The 16149-nt window shown below is 71.9% G+C and carries 19 protein-coding genes; 11 read left to right on the top strand and 8 right to left on the bottom strand.

The features are described 5' to 3' along the window. Positions 1–28 precede the first annotated feature (28 nt). Positions 29–973: a DUF2867 domain-containing protein gene (locus AC0NH5_RS13410; protein WP_474403311.1), complete on the top strand. Its 945-nt coding sequence runs from the start codon at positions 29–31 to the stop codon at positions 971–973. A 335-nt stretch (positions 974–1308) separates the two neighbouring features. After that, positions 1309–2208, top strand: coding sequence for an aminotransferase class IV (locus AC0NH5_RS13405; protein ID WP_474403309.1), 900 nt, complete (start codon positions 1309–1311; stop codon positions 2206–2208). Here AC0NH5_RS13405 and AC0NH5_RS13400 read toward each other — a convergent pair. Further along, complete coding sequence (locus AC0NH5_RS13400; RefSeq protein WP_474403307.1) at positions 2203–2907, bottom strand: sulfotransferase-like domain-containing protein; 705 nt, start codon at positions 2905–2907, stop codon at positions 2203–2205. The genes AC0NH5_RS13405 and AC0NH5_RS13400 overlap by 6 nt on opposite strands. A 63-nt stretch (positions 2908–2970) precedes the next feature. Between AC0NH5_RS13400 and AC0NH5_RS13395 the strand changes: the two genes are divergently transcribed. Both AC0NH5_RS13395 and AC0NH5_RS13390 read left to right on the top strand, forming a co-directional pair. Continuing rightward, positions 2971–3801 (top strand): helix-turn-helix transcriptional regulator, encoded by an 831-nt coding sequence (locus AC0NH5_RS13395; RefSeq protein ID WP_474403305.1) that lies wholly within the window; start codon positions 2971–2973, stop codon positions 3799–3801. A gap of 40 nt (positions 3802–3841) precedes the next feature. After that, a complete protein-coding gene (locus tag AC0NH5_RS13390; RefSeq protein ID WP_474403303.1) occupies positions 3842–5224 on the top strand; it encodes an alpha/beta hydrolase in 1383 nt (460 codons plus the stop codon). Here AC0NH5_RS13390 and AC0NH5_RS13385 read toward each other — a convergent pair. Further along, positions 5205–6296, bottom strand: a complete 1092-nt coding sequence (locus tag AC0NH5_RS13385; RefSeq protein WP_474403301.1) for a hypothetical protein — start codon at positions 6294–6296, stop codon at positions 5205–5207. The two genes, AC0NH5_RS13390 and AC0NH5_RS13385, sit on opposite strands and share 20 nt — an antisense overlap. Continuing rightward, a complete protein-coding gene (locus AC0NH5_RS13380; RefSeq protein ID WP_474403299.1) occupies positions 6293–6646 on the bottom strand; it encodes a PadR family transcriptional regulator in 354 nt (117 codons plus the stop codon). The genes AC0NH5_RS13385 and AC0NH5_RS13380 overlap by 4 nt, the downstream gene beginning before the upstream one ends. 92 nt (positions 6647–6738) lie before the next feature. On the opposite strand from AC0NH5_RS13380, the gene lexA reads away from it, so the two are divergent. Further along, positions 6739–7383 (top strand): transcriptional repressor LexA, encoded by a 645-nt coding sequence (lexA, locus tag AC0NH5_RS13375; protein WP_474403297.1) that lies wholly within the window; start codon positions 6739–6741, stop codon positions 7381–7383. Between the two features lie 24 nt (positions 7384–7407). On the opposite strand, the gene AC0NH5_RS13370 is transcribed toward lexA, so the two are convergent. Beyond that, positions 7408–7839 carry a hypothetical protein gene (locus tag AC0NH5_RS13370; protein WP_474403295.1) on the bottom strand — a complete coding sequence of 144 codons (432 nt, stop codon included), beginning with the start codon at positions 7837–7839 and terminating at the stop codon, positions 7408–7410. 92 nt (positions 7840–7931) lie between these two features. On the opposite strand from AC0NH5_RS13370, the gene AC0NH5_RS13365 reads away from it, so the two are divergent. The 4 genes from AC0NH5_RS13365 to AC0NH5_RS13350 are packed head-to-tail and all read left to right on the top strand — an operon-like array spanning position 7932 to position 11141. Further along, positions 7932–8765, top strand: a complete 834-nt coding sequence (locus AC0NH5_RS13365) for a TetR/AcrR family transcriptional regulator (RefSeq protein WP_474403293.1) — start codon at positions 7932–7934, stop codon at positions 8763–8765. A gap of 11 nt (positions 8766–8776) precedes the next feature. After that, on the top strand, positions 8777–9091 hold the full coding sequence (locus AC0NH5_RS13360; protein WP_474403291.1) for a hypothetical protein: 315 nt from the start codon (positions 8777–8779) through the stop codon (positions 9089–9091). Continuing rightward, positions 9088–9654 (top strand): transcriptional regulator, encoded by a 567-nt coding sequence (locus AC0NH5_RS13355; RefSeq protein ID WP_474403289.1) that lies wholly within the window; start codon positions 9088–9090, stop codon positions 9652–9654. The genes AC0NH5_RS13360 and AC0NH5_RS13355 overlap by 4 nt, the downstream gene beginning before the upstream one ends. Further along, the gene (locus AC0NH5_RS13350; RefSeq protein ID WP_474403287.1) at positions 9651–11141 is read left to right on the top strand and encodes a PEP/pyruvate-binding domain-containing protein; all 1491 of its coding nucleotides are present in this window, start codon (positions 9651–9653) and stop codon (positions 11139–11141) included. Before AC0NH5_RS13355 ends, AC0NH5_RS13350 begins: the two co-directional genes overlap by 4 nt. 186 nt (positions 11142–11327) lie before the next feature. Here the strand turns inward: AC0NH5_RS13350 and AC0NH5_RS13345 are convergent, their stop codons facing one another. Beyond that, positions 11328–11969, bottom strand: coding sequence for a response regulator (locus tag AC0NH5_RS13345; protein ID WP_474403285.1), 642 nt, complete (start codon positions 11967–11969; stop codon positions 11328–11330). A 302-nt stretch (positions 11970–12271) separates the two neighbouring features. Next, positions 12272–13456, bottom strand: coding sequence for a sensor histidine kinase (locus tag AC0NH5_RS13340; protein WP_474403283.1), 1185 nt, complete (start codon positions 13454–13456; stop codon positions 12272–12274). 119 nt (positions 13457–13575) lie between these two features. Between AC0NH5_RS13340 and AC0NH5_RS13335 the strand changes: the two genes are divergently transcribed. Continuing rightward, positions 13576–14286, top strand: coding sequence for a GAP family protein (locus tag AC0NH5_RS13335; protein WP_474403281.1), 711 nt, complete (start codon positions 13576–13578; stop codon positions 14284–14286). A gap of 119 nt (positions 14287–14405) precedes the next feature. Here the strand turns inward: AC0NH5_RS13335 and AC0NH5_RS13330 are convergent, their stop codons facing one another. After that, on the bottom strand, positions 14406–14813 hold the full coding sequence (locus AC0NH5_RS13330; RefSeq protein WP_474403279.1) for a VOC family protein: 408 nt from the start codon (positions 14811–14813) through the stop codon (positions 14406–14408). Beyond that, complete coding sequence (locus AC0NH5_RS13325) at positions 14810–15628, bottom strand: TetR/AcrR family transcriptional regulator (RefSeq protein WP_474403277.1); 819 nt, start codon at positions 15626–15628, stop codon at positions 14810–14812. The genes AC0NH5_RS13330 and AC0NH5_RS13325 overlap by 4 nt, the downstream gene beginning before the upstream one ends. A gap of 76 nt (positions 15629–15704) precedes the next feature. On the opposite strand from AC0NH5_RS13325, the gene AC0NH5_RS13320 reads away from it, so the two are divergent. Then, positions 15705–16094 (top strand): VOC family protein, encoded by a 390-nt coding sequence (locus AC0NH5_RS13320; RefSeq protein ID WP_474403275.1) that lies wholly within the window; start codon positions 15705–15707, stop codon positions 16092–16094. Positions 16095–16149: the final 55 nt, after the last annotated feature.

Here is a 16149-nt window from a genome sequence, read left to right as displayed (position 1 = left end):
TACGGGACCGTATGGAGGCCTGATCGCCATGGAGAACGTGCACGAACGTGTGATCACCGCGCCGGCCGAGGAGGTCGGGCGGCTGCTCGACCGGATCGGCTCGGTGGACGATCCGCTCTGGCCGTCGCGCAGCTGGCCGCCGATGCGGTTCGACCGCGACCTCGGCTTGGGCGCCATGGGCGGGCACGGGCCGGTGCGCTACCGGGTGACGGGCTATGAGCCGGGGCGCCGGGTGGAAGCGACCTTCGATCCGCGGATCGGCCTGGTCGGCACCCACACGTTCACGGTGGAACCGATCGATGCCGGATCCTGCCTGCTGCGGCACCGTCTGGTGGCCCGGCCGGCCGGGCTGATGCGGCTGCTGTGGCCGGCGGTCGTCCGCAGCTGCCACGACGCGGTGCTGGAGCACCTGCTGGACAACGCCGCCGGCACCCGGACGGTGCGATACCCGCTGCGGGCGCGGATGGTGGTCGCGTTCGCGCCGTCACGGGTCCGGACGGTGCCGGTGCCGGACGAGGCGGCGCTGCTGCACGAGGCGATACCAGATCCAGACCTGGCCGATGCGTACGCCGTACGCGTTCCGCCCGGGGTGAGTCCCGACCCGCAGGACTGGGCCGACCGGGTCTTCCAGGATCCGCCCGCCCTGGTCGCCGGGCTGTTGCGGCTGCGCAACGCGCTGGTGACCCCGTTCGGCATCGAACGCGGCGACCGGTCGGCGTTCGACACGGTGGCGCGCGGTGAGCGGGAGGTGCTGCTGGGCGCCGATCAGTCACACGTGCGATTCCGGGCCGGCGTGCTGGTGACGCCCGGCCGGGACTTCACGACCGTGACAGTGGCAACCCACGCCACCGGCGGCCACTACCTGCGACTGGTCCGCCTGTTCCACCCCTATGTGGTCCGTGCGATGCTCCGCCGCGCCGCCCGAACCGCGGTGTCCCCCACACACCCCGACGTCAAGCGCGTGGTGATTTAGGGCTCGGAGCGCACCCCAAGTCCCCACGCTGCCTGGTTGGCGAGCGTGCGTGGTGATTTCGGGTGCGGAGCGCACCCCAAGTCCCCACGCTGCCTGGTTGGCGAGCGTGCGTGGTGATTTCGGGTGCGGAGCGCACCTTAAGTCCCCACGGTGCGCGGTGGGGTGGGGCCGGGCACGGCAGGTCAGCCCGGCGGGCGCGGCAGCGCCGTGCGTGGCAGGCCGGTCGCGGTGACGCTACGGGACCGGTGATGGGTCGTACCACAAGAAGGGCTGATCAGCAGAAAGCGCGTCGCGGGGCGTGCGACGGCGGCGGGCCGCGGTTTTATGATCGAGCGATGCTCCAGGTCTATGACGAGCGCAACGCCGACGTCAAGTATTGGGTCAACGGCGCGCTGCTGCACCGTGACCAGCCCGGACTCTCGCCGTTCGACTCGGTGGCGCAGGGTGGGGACGCGGTCTGGGAGGGGTTGCGGGTCTACCGTGGGGCGATCTTCGGGCTGACCGAGCACCTGGCGCGGCTGCGGCGGTCGGCGACGGCGCTGAACTTCGCGGAGATCCCGGGCGATGCGGTGATCATCGACGCGATCCGGGAGACGCTGCGGGCGAACGACATGAGCGACGGGGTGCACATCCGGCTCACGCTGACCCGGGGCGTGAAGGTGACCAGTGGGATGGATCCGCGCCTCAACCAGGCGGGTCCGACTCTGATCGTGCTGGCGGAGCACAAGGCGCCGGTGTACGACACCGGTGGCCTGCGGCTGGTGACGGCGAGTGTCCGGCGGCCGTCGCCGGATGTGCTGGATCCGAAGATTCACCACAACAACCTGCTGAACTCGATCCTCGCCAAGATCGAGGCGAACGTTGCCGGGGCGGACGACGCGCTGATGCTGGACGCGCGAGGGTTCGTGGCGGAGACGAACGCGACTCACCTGTTCGTGGTCAGCGGCCCGGCGCTGATCACCCCGACCACGGCGGCGTGCCCGGAAGGGATCACCCGGCAGACGGTGTTGGACCTGGCGGCGGTCCATCAGATCCCGGCGGTGGTGCGGGATGTGTCGCTGACCGAGATGTACGCGGCCGACGAGGTCTTCTGCACCGGCACGATGGGGGAGATCGCCGGGGTGACCACGATCGACGGACGCGTGATCGGGAACGGTCAGGTAGGGCCGTTGACGAAGCGACTCGCGGCGATCTATCAGGAGCACGCGAGGTTCCACGGGGTGCCGGTGCTATAGCCGGTGCCGGGCCAGCTCGGCGTAGTACGGCTCGGCGGCGCCGACCAGCGGGCGGAGCCGGTCCGGCACGTCGGCGGGTGACGGGTCCCAGGGCGCGAAGCCGGTGGAGGCGTGCACCGCCGCGTACCAGTGCGGTGCCCACACGCCGTCGGTGTCGCGCGGGCCGGCCGGCCAGCTGAGCATGGCCTCCTCGAAGCGGAGGCCGAGCGCCTCGCAGAGCCTGGTCAGCGTGCCCGCCGGGTCCCGCAGCACGTCGGCGGCGTCCACCACCGGGCCGCCGAAGGTCCGGAAGATCTCGGCCTGCTGCGGATAGCCGAGGTCTTGCAGCGCCGGCTCGCCGCGCACCCGCGCGTAGGAGGCGACCACGTGCGCCGGATCGCGGATCAGGAACGCGTGGCTCAGCCCGCCCAGCCAGTCCCGGCCGATCTCCGGCAGCAGGTGGTGGGTCATGTGCTTCTGGTACTGCACGGCCGGGTCGCCGGGCAGCGGTCCGGTGAGGGCGGCGGCCACGTCCTGCCAGCGGGTCGGCTGCGAGGCGAGGACCGCGTCCCGGCCGGGATGGTCCAGACCGGTCACCGCAAGGTAGTGCGCGTAGAGCGGCTCGTCCACGACCACGGTGTCGGGGCGGGCACCGAAGCTGCGCATCATCGCGGTCGAGATGTTGCGCGGCCCGGACCACATCGCCACCCGCACGGTCATGATGCAGCACCCTAGCGCCTGCGGTTGCCTCCGAGCAGGACCATCATGCAAAGGGGAGGCCCCATGCGCGAGAGATGCCGGCAGTGCGAGGCCCGCTACGCCGGGCAGCCCGGCACCGGCAGGTGCCTGGGCCACGTCGACGGGATGCGGGTGTTCGAGGCCCGGTGCGGGGTGGAGGGCGAACGGTTCGGCGGGGTCGCGTACGAGTCGGTGCGCCGGCTCGTGCTGCCCCGGTCGGGCGCCTACCTGCTTCAGGTCAACGGGGAGGAGATCTTCGTCGACAGCGGCACCGCGGTCCTGACCCGGCCCGGCGACGAGTTGCGCGTGGCCCACCCACTGGGCTGTGGTGACACCTTCACCGCGGTGGAGCTCGAACCGGAGGTGGCCGGCCGGTGGCCGCGGCAGGCGTGCCGGTTCCCCGTGGACGACGCGACCGACCTGCGGCACCGCCTGCTCGTGGCCGCCTGCCGGCGGGGTTTCGACGCGCTCGACATGGCGGAGCGTCTGCGGGTGATCCTGGGCCGGCTGACCCCGCCCGCCGAGCGCGGTGGCCCGGTCCGCCCGTCGACCGCCGTGGTGCACCGCCGCCTGGTGGCGGACACTCAGGAGGCCCTGGCGGACGGGCGGTACGCGGACGGACTGGTGGAGCTCGCGGCGCGGGTCAACTGCTCGCCGCACCACCTGAGCCGGATCTTCCGGTCGGTGACCGGGGAGACCCTCACCGGCTATCGCAACCGGATGCGGGTCCGTGCGGTCCTCGGGGACCTGCAGGACGGCGCCGGATGCCTGCGGACGCTGGCCGCCCGTTACGGCTTCGCGGACCAGTCACACCTGACCCGGGTCGTCCGCAGACATCTCGGCCGGCCACCGAGCAGGCTGTTCACCGAAGAATGAGCATCGATGTCCAACGTCGCCACGGTCACCGCGGTGTCGGATGGACGCCATGCGCGCCTTCCGCCGGACCGTCTCCGTCCTGATGGCCGTGGTGCTGACCGCTCCGGTCGGTGTCGCCGCCTCCGCCTCCCCGCCGGCTCTGACCGGCGCCCAGCCGTGTCCTGAGATCACCACGTTCACCTGTGCCCACCTGACCGTGCCGCTCGACCGCAGCGGCCGCCGGCCCGGTGTGCTGCGGCTCCGCGTCGCCGTCGCCGGCAACGCCGACGCTCCGCGGGGCGTGCTGATGGTGCTTGCCGGCGGTCCGGGACAGCCCGGTCCGGCGCTCGTGCCCCGGATCTCCCAGCGGCTGTCGTACCTGCTCGGCGACTACCGGATGGTCATGATCGACCAACGGGGCACCGGCGCCGGCGCGATCGACTGCCCGCGGCTGCAGGCGGAGGTCGGCGCCTCGGACATCACCCCGCCGTCGGCGGCCGCGGTCCGGGAATGTGCGGACCTGCTCGGCGGCGACCGCCACCACTACACCACCGCGGACACCGTGGCCGATCTCGACGACCTGCGCCGGGCGCTGGGGGTGGCGCGGTGGACGCTCGACGGTGTCTCGTACGGCAGTTTCGTGGCCGCGCACTACGGCCTGACCCATCCGCACCGGGTGCACCGGATGGTCCTCGACTCCGTCGTGCCGCAGAACGATCCCGACGCCCTCTATCTGGCCGGCCTGCGCCGCACCGGCCAGGTGCTGCGCAGCGCGTGCCGGGAGCAACAGTGCGGGTACGACCCGGCGGCCGAACTCGCCGAGGTGGTGCGCCGCCACGACAACGGGGTGGGAGTGTTCGACCTGCTCGTCATCGCGAGCATCGTCGACCCGAAGTTGACCGGGACCACGTTCTATCCGGTGCTCGACCTGCTGCACCGGGCCGCGCAGGGCGACCCCGGCCCGCTGAACGCCGCCATCGCGGATGTGCGGAACGGCGCCGTCACGCCACCCGCCGAGTTCAGCGCCGGCCTGCACGTGGCCACGCTCTGCGCGGACCTGCGCAGTGCGCCGTGGGGTGATTCCAGCACACCGCCGCGCTTCCGGGACGAGGCCGTGGCGCGCGCCCTGGACAAGATCTCGCCGGCCGAGGTGTGGCCGTTCGAGCCGAGGACCGCTGTGGAGCACGGCATCGTCCAGGGCTGCCGGCACTGGCCGCCGGCCCGGCCCAGCCCGCGACCCCCGTACTCGGCCCTGACCATGCCGGTGCTGCTCATCAACGGTGATCGGGACCTGTCCACGCCGGTGGAGTGGGCCCGGGAGCAGGCCGCCCGCACACCGCACGGCCGGCTCGTCGTCATCGCCGGGATGGGGCACTCGGTTCAGGGCCGCAACGCCGAAGGCGACCGGGCAGTCCAGGCATTCCTCACGGCCGGCGCCCGGTGACGAAGGCGGCGTGCGGATCGTCGGCCGGCCGGCGTCCGGCGAGGACCACCACGCCGGCGGCGGCGACGGCGAGCAGCGCGGCCAGCCAGGTGCAGCCGAAACCCCAGGTCACGTTCAGCGACCAGAACGGCTGGTGCGGCGGGATGCTCGACCACGGCTCGAGGAGGAGGCCGGCGACGCCGAGAAGGGTCATCGGCAGCGTCAGGACCAGCGCCGCGACCAGCAGCGAGCCGGCCAGACCGCGGACGGCGGCGCCGGCCTCCTCGGTGCGGCGCACCCCCCACCCGGTGACCAGCCAGCCGGCCAGCCCACCGAGCAGGCCGCCGACGGCACCGGCCGCGGTGACGAACCACGGCGGGAGCCGGGTCAGGGTGCCGAGCGCGTAGAAGGCGCCGCTCGGGACGCCGACCGTGTTGACGTCGGTCTCCACCTCGAGGCTGAGGGCGTCGCGGGTGGCTCTGAGGTGGCGTCCGGTGTCGTCGATCTTGCCGGTGGCGATGTCGGTCGCACCGGTCACCTCGACGCTGTGCACCGTCCAGCCGGCCGCGACGAGGCGCTGGGCGGCCTGATCGGTCCAGGCCCGGAACCCGCCGGTGACGAATCCGTCCCGGGGGCCGAAGTCGTACGTCGCGTACTCGAAGTCCTCGCTGTGCCCGGTCCGGAAGATCCCTTCGGCCGACGTCGTCATCGGGTCGAAGAACAGGCCGTCGGCAGTGCGATCCCCGTCGACGGGCGTCCCGGGGAACACCGTCCCGGTGATCTCGGCGAGCCGCTCGCCGGTCGGATAGCCGGGCGCCGCCTCCCACGCGAGCCGGGTGCCGACGGCGCCGAAAAGATGACCGACGGTGATCGCGACCAGCACGGCCAGCACCACCACGCCGCGGCTGCGCGGCCGGCCGAGCCGGGCCCGCAACCCGTTGCGGAGCAGGTCGGCGCTTTCCCGCAGCGTCGGCCGGGTGCGCCCGGCGGGCGCGGCGTCGAGCAGGGTGCCGAGCAGTTCATCACGGCGACGACCTCGGGGGTACGACCGAAGCAGCCGCCGGTATCGCCGTTCCAGCGCCGGCCGGTTCACGCGGTGCCCAGCTCGGGCCGGGGCGCCGGGGCCCGTCGCGCCGACAGTTGCGCCCGCGCGGTCCGCGCGTTGCGGGCCAGCCGGTCGGTCTCCTCGTTCAGCGCCAGGACACCGCCGCTGCTGAGCCGGTAGTAACGCCGGTTGCGGCCGTCGACGACCTCGTCCCGGTCGATGTCCACCAGCCCTTCGGCGTGCAGGCGGTCGAGCGCCGCGTACAGCGTGCCGGCCAGCATCGTCATCCGGCCCTCGGAGAGCCGGGTCACCTCCTGGATCACCCCGTAACCGTGCTGCGGGCCGCCCGCGAGGGCGGTCAGGATCCAGAACGTGGGCTCCCGCATCGCCTTGGCCATGCCGGGCAATATAAAGATTATTTGACTATGGGTCAACGTGGTCGCGGCGCGCCGTCGCGGTTCCGGCCGTCACTCTCTGACAAGATCCTTTGGTGCACTGGGCCGAGGAACTCGACACGTCCGTCCTGACCCCGCGGCAGCGCGGCATCCTGACCGTCATCCGCGACTGGGCGGTGAAGCACGGCCACGCGCCGTCCACCCGCGAGATCGGGGACGCCGTCGGGCTGGCGTCGACCTCGTCCGTGAGCCGGCATCTGCGCAGCCTGGAGGAGCTCGGCTTCGTCCGGCGGGGCCGGACCGTGACCCGGCCGATCGACGTGCGGATGTATTTGGAACCGGTCACCCGGGAGGCCGGCGACGGGTCCTCGGTCGGCGTGCCATTGATCGGCACGATCGCGGCCGGTGCGCCGATCCTCGCCGACGAGGTGACCGAGGAGACCCTGAGGTTGCCCCGCGACCTGGTGGGGCGGGGCAACCTGTTCTCCTTGCGGGTACAGGGGGACTCGATGATCGACGCGGCGATCTGCGACGGGGACATCGTGGTGGTCCGGCAGCAGCCCGATGCCTACAACGGGGACGTCGTCGCCGCGATGATCGACGAGGAGGCGACGGTCAAGGTGTTCCGCCGCACCGGCGGGCACGTGCTGCTGGAGCCACGCAACCCGGCGTACCAGCCGATCGACGGCGACCGCACGGTGATCCTCGGCAAGGTCGTCTCGGTGCTGCGGCGTATGTGAGCTGGTCGCGCCCCGAAACGGGTGTCAGCTGGTCTCGGCCAGGGCGGCTCTGTTCCGCTCGATCCCCCTGCGGATCATCTGGCCGTACTCATTGTCGGGAAGCACGTCGACAGCAGCCGCCGCGGCCGCCAGATGGTGCCTCGCCTGGTCCGCGTTGCCGGCCCGGCGGTGGGCGTCGGCCAGGTTGAGGCGCAGCGACGGCAGGAACCCGTGGAAGCGCTCGTCGCCGAGGTCGGCGGCGGCGAGGGCCCGCTCGTCCCACATCAGCTCGTCAGCCACCGAGTCCTGCAGGTCAGCGGTGTAGTGCGCGATGCTGCAGCGGTGCAGCGCGTCGCCGTCTGCGCCCACCCGCTCCCACAACTTCTCCAGGGCGATCCGGGCCTCTTCTCGGTCGCCGGCGCGGCCCCGTTCGACGGCGGCGCCCATCTCGGTCATGACGTGGTCGTTCAGATCCATGCGCCGAAGACTGGTGCCTCGACCAGGTCGAGGGTCAAGGTCGTACAACTCAGATGTTCTCAACATCCGAATGTTGTGAGTATCGTGGCGGCGTGAGGCTGACCCGGGTACAGCAACAGGAGCGCACGCGGGCGTCGGTGCTGGTTGCGGCAGCGGCGGAATTCGCCGAACGCGGTTACGCGGACGCCCGGGTCGACCGGATCGCCGAGCGGGCCGACCTGACCCGCGGGGCGGTGTATTCCAACTTTCCGAGCAAACGGTCGCTCTATCTGGCCGTCCTGCTCGACGCCCTGCAGAGCCGGGAGATCCCGCCCGGCGCGACGCCACCAGGTGACGTGGCCGAGGCGGCGGAGGCGTTCGCCCGAGTGTGGCTGGAGCGTCTCCCGCTCGCGGCCGACACGCCCGCCGCCGCCCGGTTCCGGTCACTGTCGGTGGCCGGCGTCTTCGACGACGCGGCGGGGCGGGCGGTGCAGGCGCAACTGGTCGCCATGGAGACGCTGCTGCTGGCGGTGCGGTTGGAGGTGGCGCGGCCGCGGGCCGGTCGCCGGGTCCGGCTGGCAGAGCTGATGCTCACGCTGCTGACCGGAGCTGACCATCTGGCTCGGACGGCGGCCGGGTTCGGCGATCCGTTCGAGGTGGCCCGCGCCTGTCGCTACCTGGCGGCGATGGAGGGTGCGGACGACTGGGATCCGCCGCACCTGCCGTACATCGCACCGGCCGAGTTGTGCGCGGAGTCGTGGTCACCGCCGGACGCGGTCACCGATGTCCTGGTCGACGGGCCGGTGGGGCTGGGCGGGGACGGCGTCGTGGTCGTGCTGGGTGCGCGGCGCCTCGGCGGGGCGGAGGAGGCGGTGCGGGCCGCCCGGCCGGGGGAGCCGGTGACGGTTGTGGTGGTCACGTCGGATGCGGCGGAGGTCGGGCGCTGATTCGCCTGCGCTTGACGGATCTGGCGATCTGTCTGCGGCGGGTGTTCGGTCCGGCGGGTGGGCCGGTGCGGGTGGTGCTCGATGAAGACGGCTCGGTCGCCGAAGCGGTGGGGTTCTCTGCCGGCGGCCCGGCTTCCGGCGGGCCGGCTTCCGGCGGCCCGGCTTCCGGCAAGCCGGCGGCCGGCGTCTCCGGCGTCTCGGCGGCGGCCGTTGACGACGTTGAAGGCGCGGTTCGGATCGAAGACGGGGTGATCGTCGCGCGGGCACGCGGGCGGGGCGCCGGGCATGCGGCGGCCATCGCCGGCACGAAAGGGGAACGGGCATGACCAGCACGGTTCTGCACACGCTGCGGTGCATCGGATACGCCGACCTGTCGCGGGTGGCCGACGTCTGCGGGCGGCCGGCGGACGAGGTGGAGTCGGAGCTGATCGACCTGGCGGTGGGCGGGCTGGTCGTGCGGACCCCGTCGCCGTTCCCGGCGTGGGGGCTGACCGAGGCGGGCAAGGCGGCGGACGCCGAGCGGACCGCTGCCGAGCTGGACGCCGCGGGGGCGCGGGCAGCAGTGACGGACGCGTACGAGCGGTTCCTGGTGCTGAACCCGGAACTGCTTGACCTCAGCGCGGCGGCGGTCGACCGGTCGGACGACCCCACGTTCGGCGCGCGGGTGCTGGCCCGCTTCACCGATCTGGACCGGCGCGCGGCCGGGGTGTGTGCGGATCTGGCTGCGGCGTTGCCGCGTTTCAAGCCTTATGGGGTACGACTGAACCGCGCTCTCCAACGAGCCGAAGCAGGGGAGTGGAGCTACCTGGCCACGACAATGGACTCGTACCACGGGGTGTGGTTCCAGCTGCACGAAGACCTGCTGGTGACGTTGGGCATCCCGCGGTGAACCACCTGCACATCCTGGAACCGTCCCTGAAACTTCCCGCAACGGCGATCGGCGCGAAGGCCGCGGGCCTCGTGACGATGCTGCGCCTGGGACTGCCCGTGCCGCCCGGCCTCGTCATCGACACCGCAGCTTGCCGGGAATTCCTCGACGGTGGCCGCTTGCCGGACGGACTGGACCAGGCGGTGCGCGAACTCGTCGCCTCCTCGGCCCCGCTCGGCCGTTCCGCGGCCGGATCCGTTCCCTCCGCGGGCGACCTCGACCTCGACCCCGGCCCTGTCCCGCCCGCGGCCGGCCCTGTCCCTTCCCCGGCTGATCCTGTCCCCGCCGGGGCCGGCGCTGTCCCTTCCGCGGCTGATCCTGTCCGCGCCGGGGCCGGCGCTGTCCCTTCTGCGGCTGATCCTGTCCGCCCCGTGGCCGAGTCATCCGGTGGCGGGCCGCTGGTGTCGGTGCGGTCCGGGGCGGCGGTGTCGATGCCGGGCATGATGAACACCCTGCTCAACGTGGCGATGCCCGATGTGCGGCCGGCGGTCGGCGACGTGTTCTCCTCGTGGCACACGCCGAGGGCGATCACCTATCGCGAGCTGCACGGCATCGACCACGACCTCGGCACCGCGGTGATCGTTCAGGCCATGGTGTACGGCGACCGGGACTCCCGCAGCGGCACCGGTGTGGCGTTCAGCCGTGACCCCCGCACGGGCGAGCCGGCCGTCTTCGGCGAGGTGCTCTTCGGCCGGCAAGGGAACGCGGTAGTAGCCGGCGAATCAGTGACGCAGCCGCTGAACGCCCTGGCCGCGCGGGAGCCGGCAGTGTGGGCGGACCTGGTCGAAGCGCTGGCCGTGCTGGAGCAGCACTACCGGGACGTGTGCCACGTGGAGTTCACGTACGAGTCGGGGCGTCTCTGGTTCCTCCAGGTGCGAGCGGGTGGACTGGTAGGAAGGGCAGCTGTGCGGGCGGCGGTGTCCCTCGTCGACGAGGGCGCGATCGACCGAACTGAGGCCCTGAAGCGGATCTCGTCGCGGGACGTGCGGTTGGCGCACACCCCCCGGATCCGGGCCGGCGACGGCCTGGACGTGATCGCTCGCGGACAAGGCGCCAGCCCCGGCGTGGCGGCGGGCCGCATCGCGCTCACCGCCGACGGCGCGGCCCGGATGGCCGCCGACGGACCGGTGATCCTGGTCCGACCACACACCTCACCGCTCGACATGCACGGCCTGGCCGCAGCGGCGGGCGTAGTGACCAGCAGAGGCGGACCGACAAGCCATGCGGCGGTAGTCGCCCGGTCCCTGGGCAAGCCCGCAGTGGTAGGAGCTACCCAACTCGTCATCGACGAAGCCGCGCATTGCCTGCACGCCGGCACCCGGCAGCTGCCAGAAGGCACCTTCGTCACGATCGACGGCGCCGGCGGCGAGGTGGTGACCGGCGATCCCGGTGCGGTGCCCGGCGAGGAGGACCCACATCTGCGACGCCTGCTCGCCTGGCGCAGCTGAGCTCAGCGCCTGGCGTCACCGGCTCAGCTGAGCGGCAGCGCCTGTTCGGTTGGCGCGGCAGCGTTGCTCGGTTGGGGCGGCAGCGCCTGCTCGGTTGGGGCGGCAACACCTGCTTGGCTGAGTGGCAGCGCCCGCTTGGTTGGCGCCGCCGAGCGGCAGCGGCTCGCGGCTGGGTGATCAGTTGTCTCAGGCGAGGTTGGCCTCCTTCGCGAGGATGGCGGCCTGCACTCGTGAGGCGCAGCCAAGTTTCGCGAGCACGCGGCTGACGTGGGTCTTGGCCGTCTTCTCGGTGATGGTGAGAGCGGTGGCGAGATCCGCGTTGGAGAGGCCGCGACCCAGCGCGGCCAGGACGTCGCGCTCGCGATCGGTGAGGTGGCTGACCTTCTGCGCCGCGGCGGACGGCGCGGCCGAGGCTGGTTCGGCGGCGACGAAGGCCGTGAGCAGGCGGCGGGTCACTTCAGGCGCCAGGAAGCCGTCACCGGCCGCCACCCGGCGCACCGCGTCGATCAACACTGAAGGCTCGACCGTCTTGAGCAGATAACCGGCCGCCCCGGCGCGCAACGAGTTGAAGACGTACTCATCGAAGTCGAACGTGGTCAAGATCAAAACCTCGGCGAGCCCGGCCGCAGTGATCTCCCGAGTAGCAGTGATGCCATCGGTACCCGGCATCTGTATGTCCATCAAGACGACATGCGGCCGCAACGCCGCTGCCTGCCGCACAGCCACTGCGCCGTCCCCGGCCTCACCCACCACCACGATGTCCGGAGCTTCGTCCAGCATCACGCGCATCGCGAACCGGATAGCGGCGTGGTCCTCGGCGAGCAGCACACGAATCTGCTGATCACTCACAGTGCGCCCCGATCGCCCGCCGCGCCGTCCCGCTTCGACCGGGGCGAGGCCTGCCCCGATCGCCTGCTGCGCGCGGCCCGCCTCCCGCTTCTCCTCGTTGCCGGACGGCCCACCCGAGCGCCCGCCGCGCCATCACAGCGCGGCTGAGGAGCCGTCGCGACACAACGGCCCACCCGAGCGCCCGTCGCGACATGACGGTCGACCGGAGCGGCTGGCGCGTGGTCACGGTCGACCCGAGCGGCCGTCGCGACGTGTCGGTGCGTTTCGGGTGGGGCGTGGTTTCACGGTGTGCTCCCGCTGGCGGCCGGGTGGAGGGGAAGCGTGGCGCGGACCCGGAAGTGGTCGCCGTCGGGGCCCGCGGTGAGGTCGCCGCCGAGGAGGGTGGCCCGTTCGCGCAGGGAGACCAAGCCGGTGCCGGAGCTGAGCGAGGCATGGTCGACACGGTGGTCGCGGGCCAGGTCGTTGGTGACCGTCACCGCGATGCGCCCGCCGACGTGGGCGACGTCCAGCCGCACGGTCGATCCGGGAGCGTGTTTGGCCGCGTTGGTGAGAGCTTCGCGGACCGTGCGGTAGACGGTGTGCGAGACGACGGCGGCGACCTCGGGAACATCGTCCGTGGTCGCCTCGACCCGCAGCCCACCGGCGGAGGCCTCGGCCACCAGGTCGGGCAGGCGGTCGAGGCCGCCCGGCAGCGTGGGATCGGTGCTGTGCCGGTCGTCGGCCCGCAACACCATGATCATGGAGCGCATCTCTTCGAGGGCGGCGAGGCTGCTCGTGCGGACGGCCTGCAGGGTGGCCCGGTCACGTTCGGTGTCCGGTGGCCGGGCGAGCGCCGCGCCGGAGTGGATCGCTGTGGTGGACAGGTGGGCGGCGATGACGTCGTGCAGGTCGCGGGCCATCGTGGCGCGCTCGGCCAGGACCGCCTCCCGCGCGGTGCGCTCGGCGTCGAGTGCGCCCAGCCGCTGCTGCTGGCGGATGTTGGATGCCCACCACAGCGGAACGAACAGCAACGTGGTCAGCTGCAGGCCGATGAAGACGGCGACGCGCAGATCGCCCAGGGCGAGGCCGCCGACGACGCTGGCCGTGCCGATGACCACGAACACTGTGGTTGCCACCGCGGTGCGGGCGCGGGCGGACGCGAACAGGCCGGCCGAGAAGATCAGGTCGAACAGCACCAGGACCACCGCGACGCTGCCGCCGAGCATCAGGTCAACGGCGCCCAGGACGACACCGGCGCCGAGCATCAGCACCGGGCGGCGGCGCTTGCCGAGCATGACCACGCACCCCAGCGCGAGCAGGACGGTGTGCCACCACGCGGAGGCGCCGGCCAGGGCGGCGACCTCCACCAACGACCACGTGTCGGTGAGGCCGACCAGGTTGAACGCCAGCCCCGCCGCGAACGTGCCCGCGGCGGTGACGACATCCTGGAAGCGGGTGCTGCCCCGCCAGCGGTCTTTGAACCTCACCGCCTCATCCCATCACGAACGCCTGGGCGTGGCGTCGGTCGAAAGATGTATGCGCCTGGGTGCCACTGTCATCCTTCGACCGACGCGCGCAGGGCGGCGCCGGCTGGAGAGTGAGCGGCATGGACCTCGCCCTCCTGGCATCTCTGGCGTTGCTGGCCCTGATCGACTCGACCAGCTTCGGGACCCTGCTGATCCCGATCTGGCTGCTGCTGCATCCCGGCCGGGTGCGGCCCGGTCGCATGCTGGTCTTCCTGGGGACGGTCGCCACCTTCTATTTCGGCGTGGGCATCGCGGTGGCCCTGGGCGCCGACGCGTTTCTGCCACAGATCAGCAGGCTGATCAACACCGAGCCGGCGATCTGGGTCCAGCTGGTCCTCGGCGTCGCGCTGTTCTTCTGGAGCTTCCGGCTGGACCGCAAGAACAAACAGGCGTCCGGCGGCGGGCGGTTGCTCCGCTGGCGAGAACGCGCCCTTGCCGACGGCGGCGGCGCGGTGGGCGTGGCCGGGCTGGCGCTCGCCGCGGCGGCAGCCGAGGTGACGACCATGCTGCCCTACCTCGCGGCGATCGGCCTGCTGACCACCGCCGAGCTGCCGGCGGCGCAGCTGGCGCTGGTGATGGCCGGCTATTGCCTGCTGATGGTCGTGCCGGCGCTGGTGCTCCTGGCGCTCCGGCTCGTCACGGGCACGCGGATCGAGCCGCTGCTCAACCGGGTCAGCACCTGGATGGCCAACAGCAACGCGCTGTCGTGGATCGTCGGCATCGTCGGTTTCCTGCTGGCGCGGGACGCCGCCTTCCGGTTGGGACTGCTGTGCTTCGGCGACGCGTGCTGAACAGGAAGCGGCTTTGCGCACACGGAACGGTCAGGCGACGGCCTGTTCGGACGCGGACGGTCAGGCGGCGTCGCGCGGGACAGGCGGGGCGCTTGGCAGGTCGTGCCGATGCGGGGCCTTCAGGTCAATCGCTCTGCCGGCGGCTGCAGCACGCAGAATTCGTTGCCGTCAGGGTCGGCGAGGACGTGCCAGATCCAGCCCTCCTCGTGGACGGGCTCGTCGGTGAGCCGCCGAGCGCCGGCGGCGAGGATGCGGTCCACCTCGGCCTGGAGGTCGGGGACCCGCAGGTCGAGGTGGAGGCGGTTCTTGGCGGCGGTTTTTGGCTCGGGAACCTGCTGGAGGAGGAGTTCGACGCCGTTGCCGCCGGGTGGGAGCAGGCGGCGGTAGGGGCCTGGCCCGGACGACGGAGGGTGGTAACCGAGCACCTCGCACCAGAAGGCGGCAGAGCGGTCGAGGTCGGCGCAGTCGAGGACGACGGCGAGAACGACGTTGGTACGCCCGCCGAAGCGGGCCGGTCCGGAAGTCACGGCGCCACGCTATCGGTTCGGCGGCGGGTGGAAGGGCCGACGGCCGGAGCGGTGGTCGGGCTGGCGGAGGGGCTGGCGGCGGAGCCGGTGGAGGCGCTGGCAGATGGGCTGGTGGAGGCGCTGGCGGAGGAGCCGGTGGAGGCGCTGGCGGAGGGGCTGGTGGAGGAGCCGGTGGAGGCGCTGGCGGAGGGGCTGGCGCAGGCGCTGGCGCAGGGGCCGGTAGCGGGCTCGTGGAGCAGCCCGCGCAGGAGGCGCAACAGGTCGGACCACGTTTCCTCAAGGGCGGCCTCGCGATCGGCGGCCGCGGCGATGTGCAGGGCGGCCTCGTTCATCGCCCCCGACAGCAGCGCCGCAGTCGCCGGCGGCGAGGTGATCGTCAAGATGCCCGCGGACGCCAACTCGGTGACCGCCTCCACCAGGTGATGACCGGAGGCATCGGCATCCTGGCTGCGCCACATGCTCCACCCCATCACCGACGGTGCGTCCACCAGCAGAATCCGGCGATGCCTGTCAGTGACGCTCGCGGTGAGGAACGCACGGCACCCCGCGAGCAGCCCTTCCCACGGACCTTCCGCAGCGGACGCCGCAGCAGTCACCGCGTCCGCCACCCGCTGCTGGGCGGCCGCCGCCACCGCCTCGAACAGGTGCTGCTTGTCCCGGTAGTGGTGATACACCGCCCCGCGCGTGACCTGCGCCGATGCGGCCACCTCAGCAAGACCCACAGCGGCGTACCCCCGCTCGGCGAACAGTGATGTCGCCACCTCCTGGATCCGCCGCGCGGTGATCTCGCTCTGCTCCTTCGTCGCTCGTGCCATCCCGCGCCCTTCTTTTACATACGCGATGTATGTATATTCGGCTTACCGACACAGTGTATGTAAGCGAGGGAGCACGATGTACCCGGTACTGATGACCAAGGACGTGACTGCCACGACGGCCTTCTACCGCGAGCACTTCGGGTATGAGACGACCTTCGAAGCCGACTGGTACGTCAGCCTGCGCCGCGGCGAAGCGGAACTCGCCATCCTGGACGGCGCCCACGAGACCATCCCGGCCGCCTATCGCGGCGCCTCCGCCCAGGGGCTGCTGCTCAACCTGGAGATCGACGATGTGGACGCCGAGTGGCGGCGGCTCGTCGTCGACGGCCCGTTGGAGGCGCTGCTGGAGATCCGCAGCGAGGAGTTCGGCCAGCGGCATTTCATCGTCGCGGGTCCGGACGGTGTGCTTATCGACGTGATCACGAACATCGCGCCCAGCGGGGCTTATGCGAGCCAGTTCAAGTAAGTCGGATTGGACTTATCACGGCGAAGTTACATCGAGGTTAACCACCGTCTCCAGT

This window comes from Actinoplanes sp. 13 (assembly GCF_056134165.1).
The sequence above is the reverse complement of the archived record's forward strand: the minus strand, read 5'-3'. Positions and strand labels throughout refer to the sequence as shown.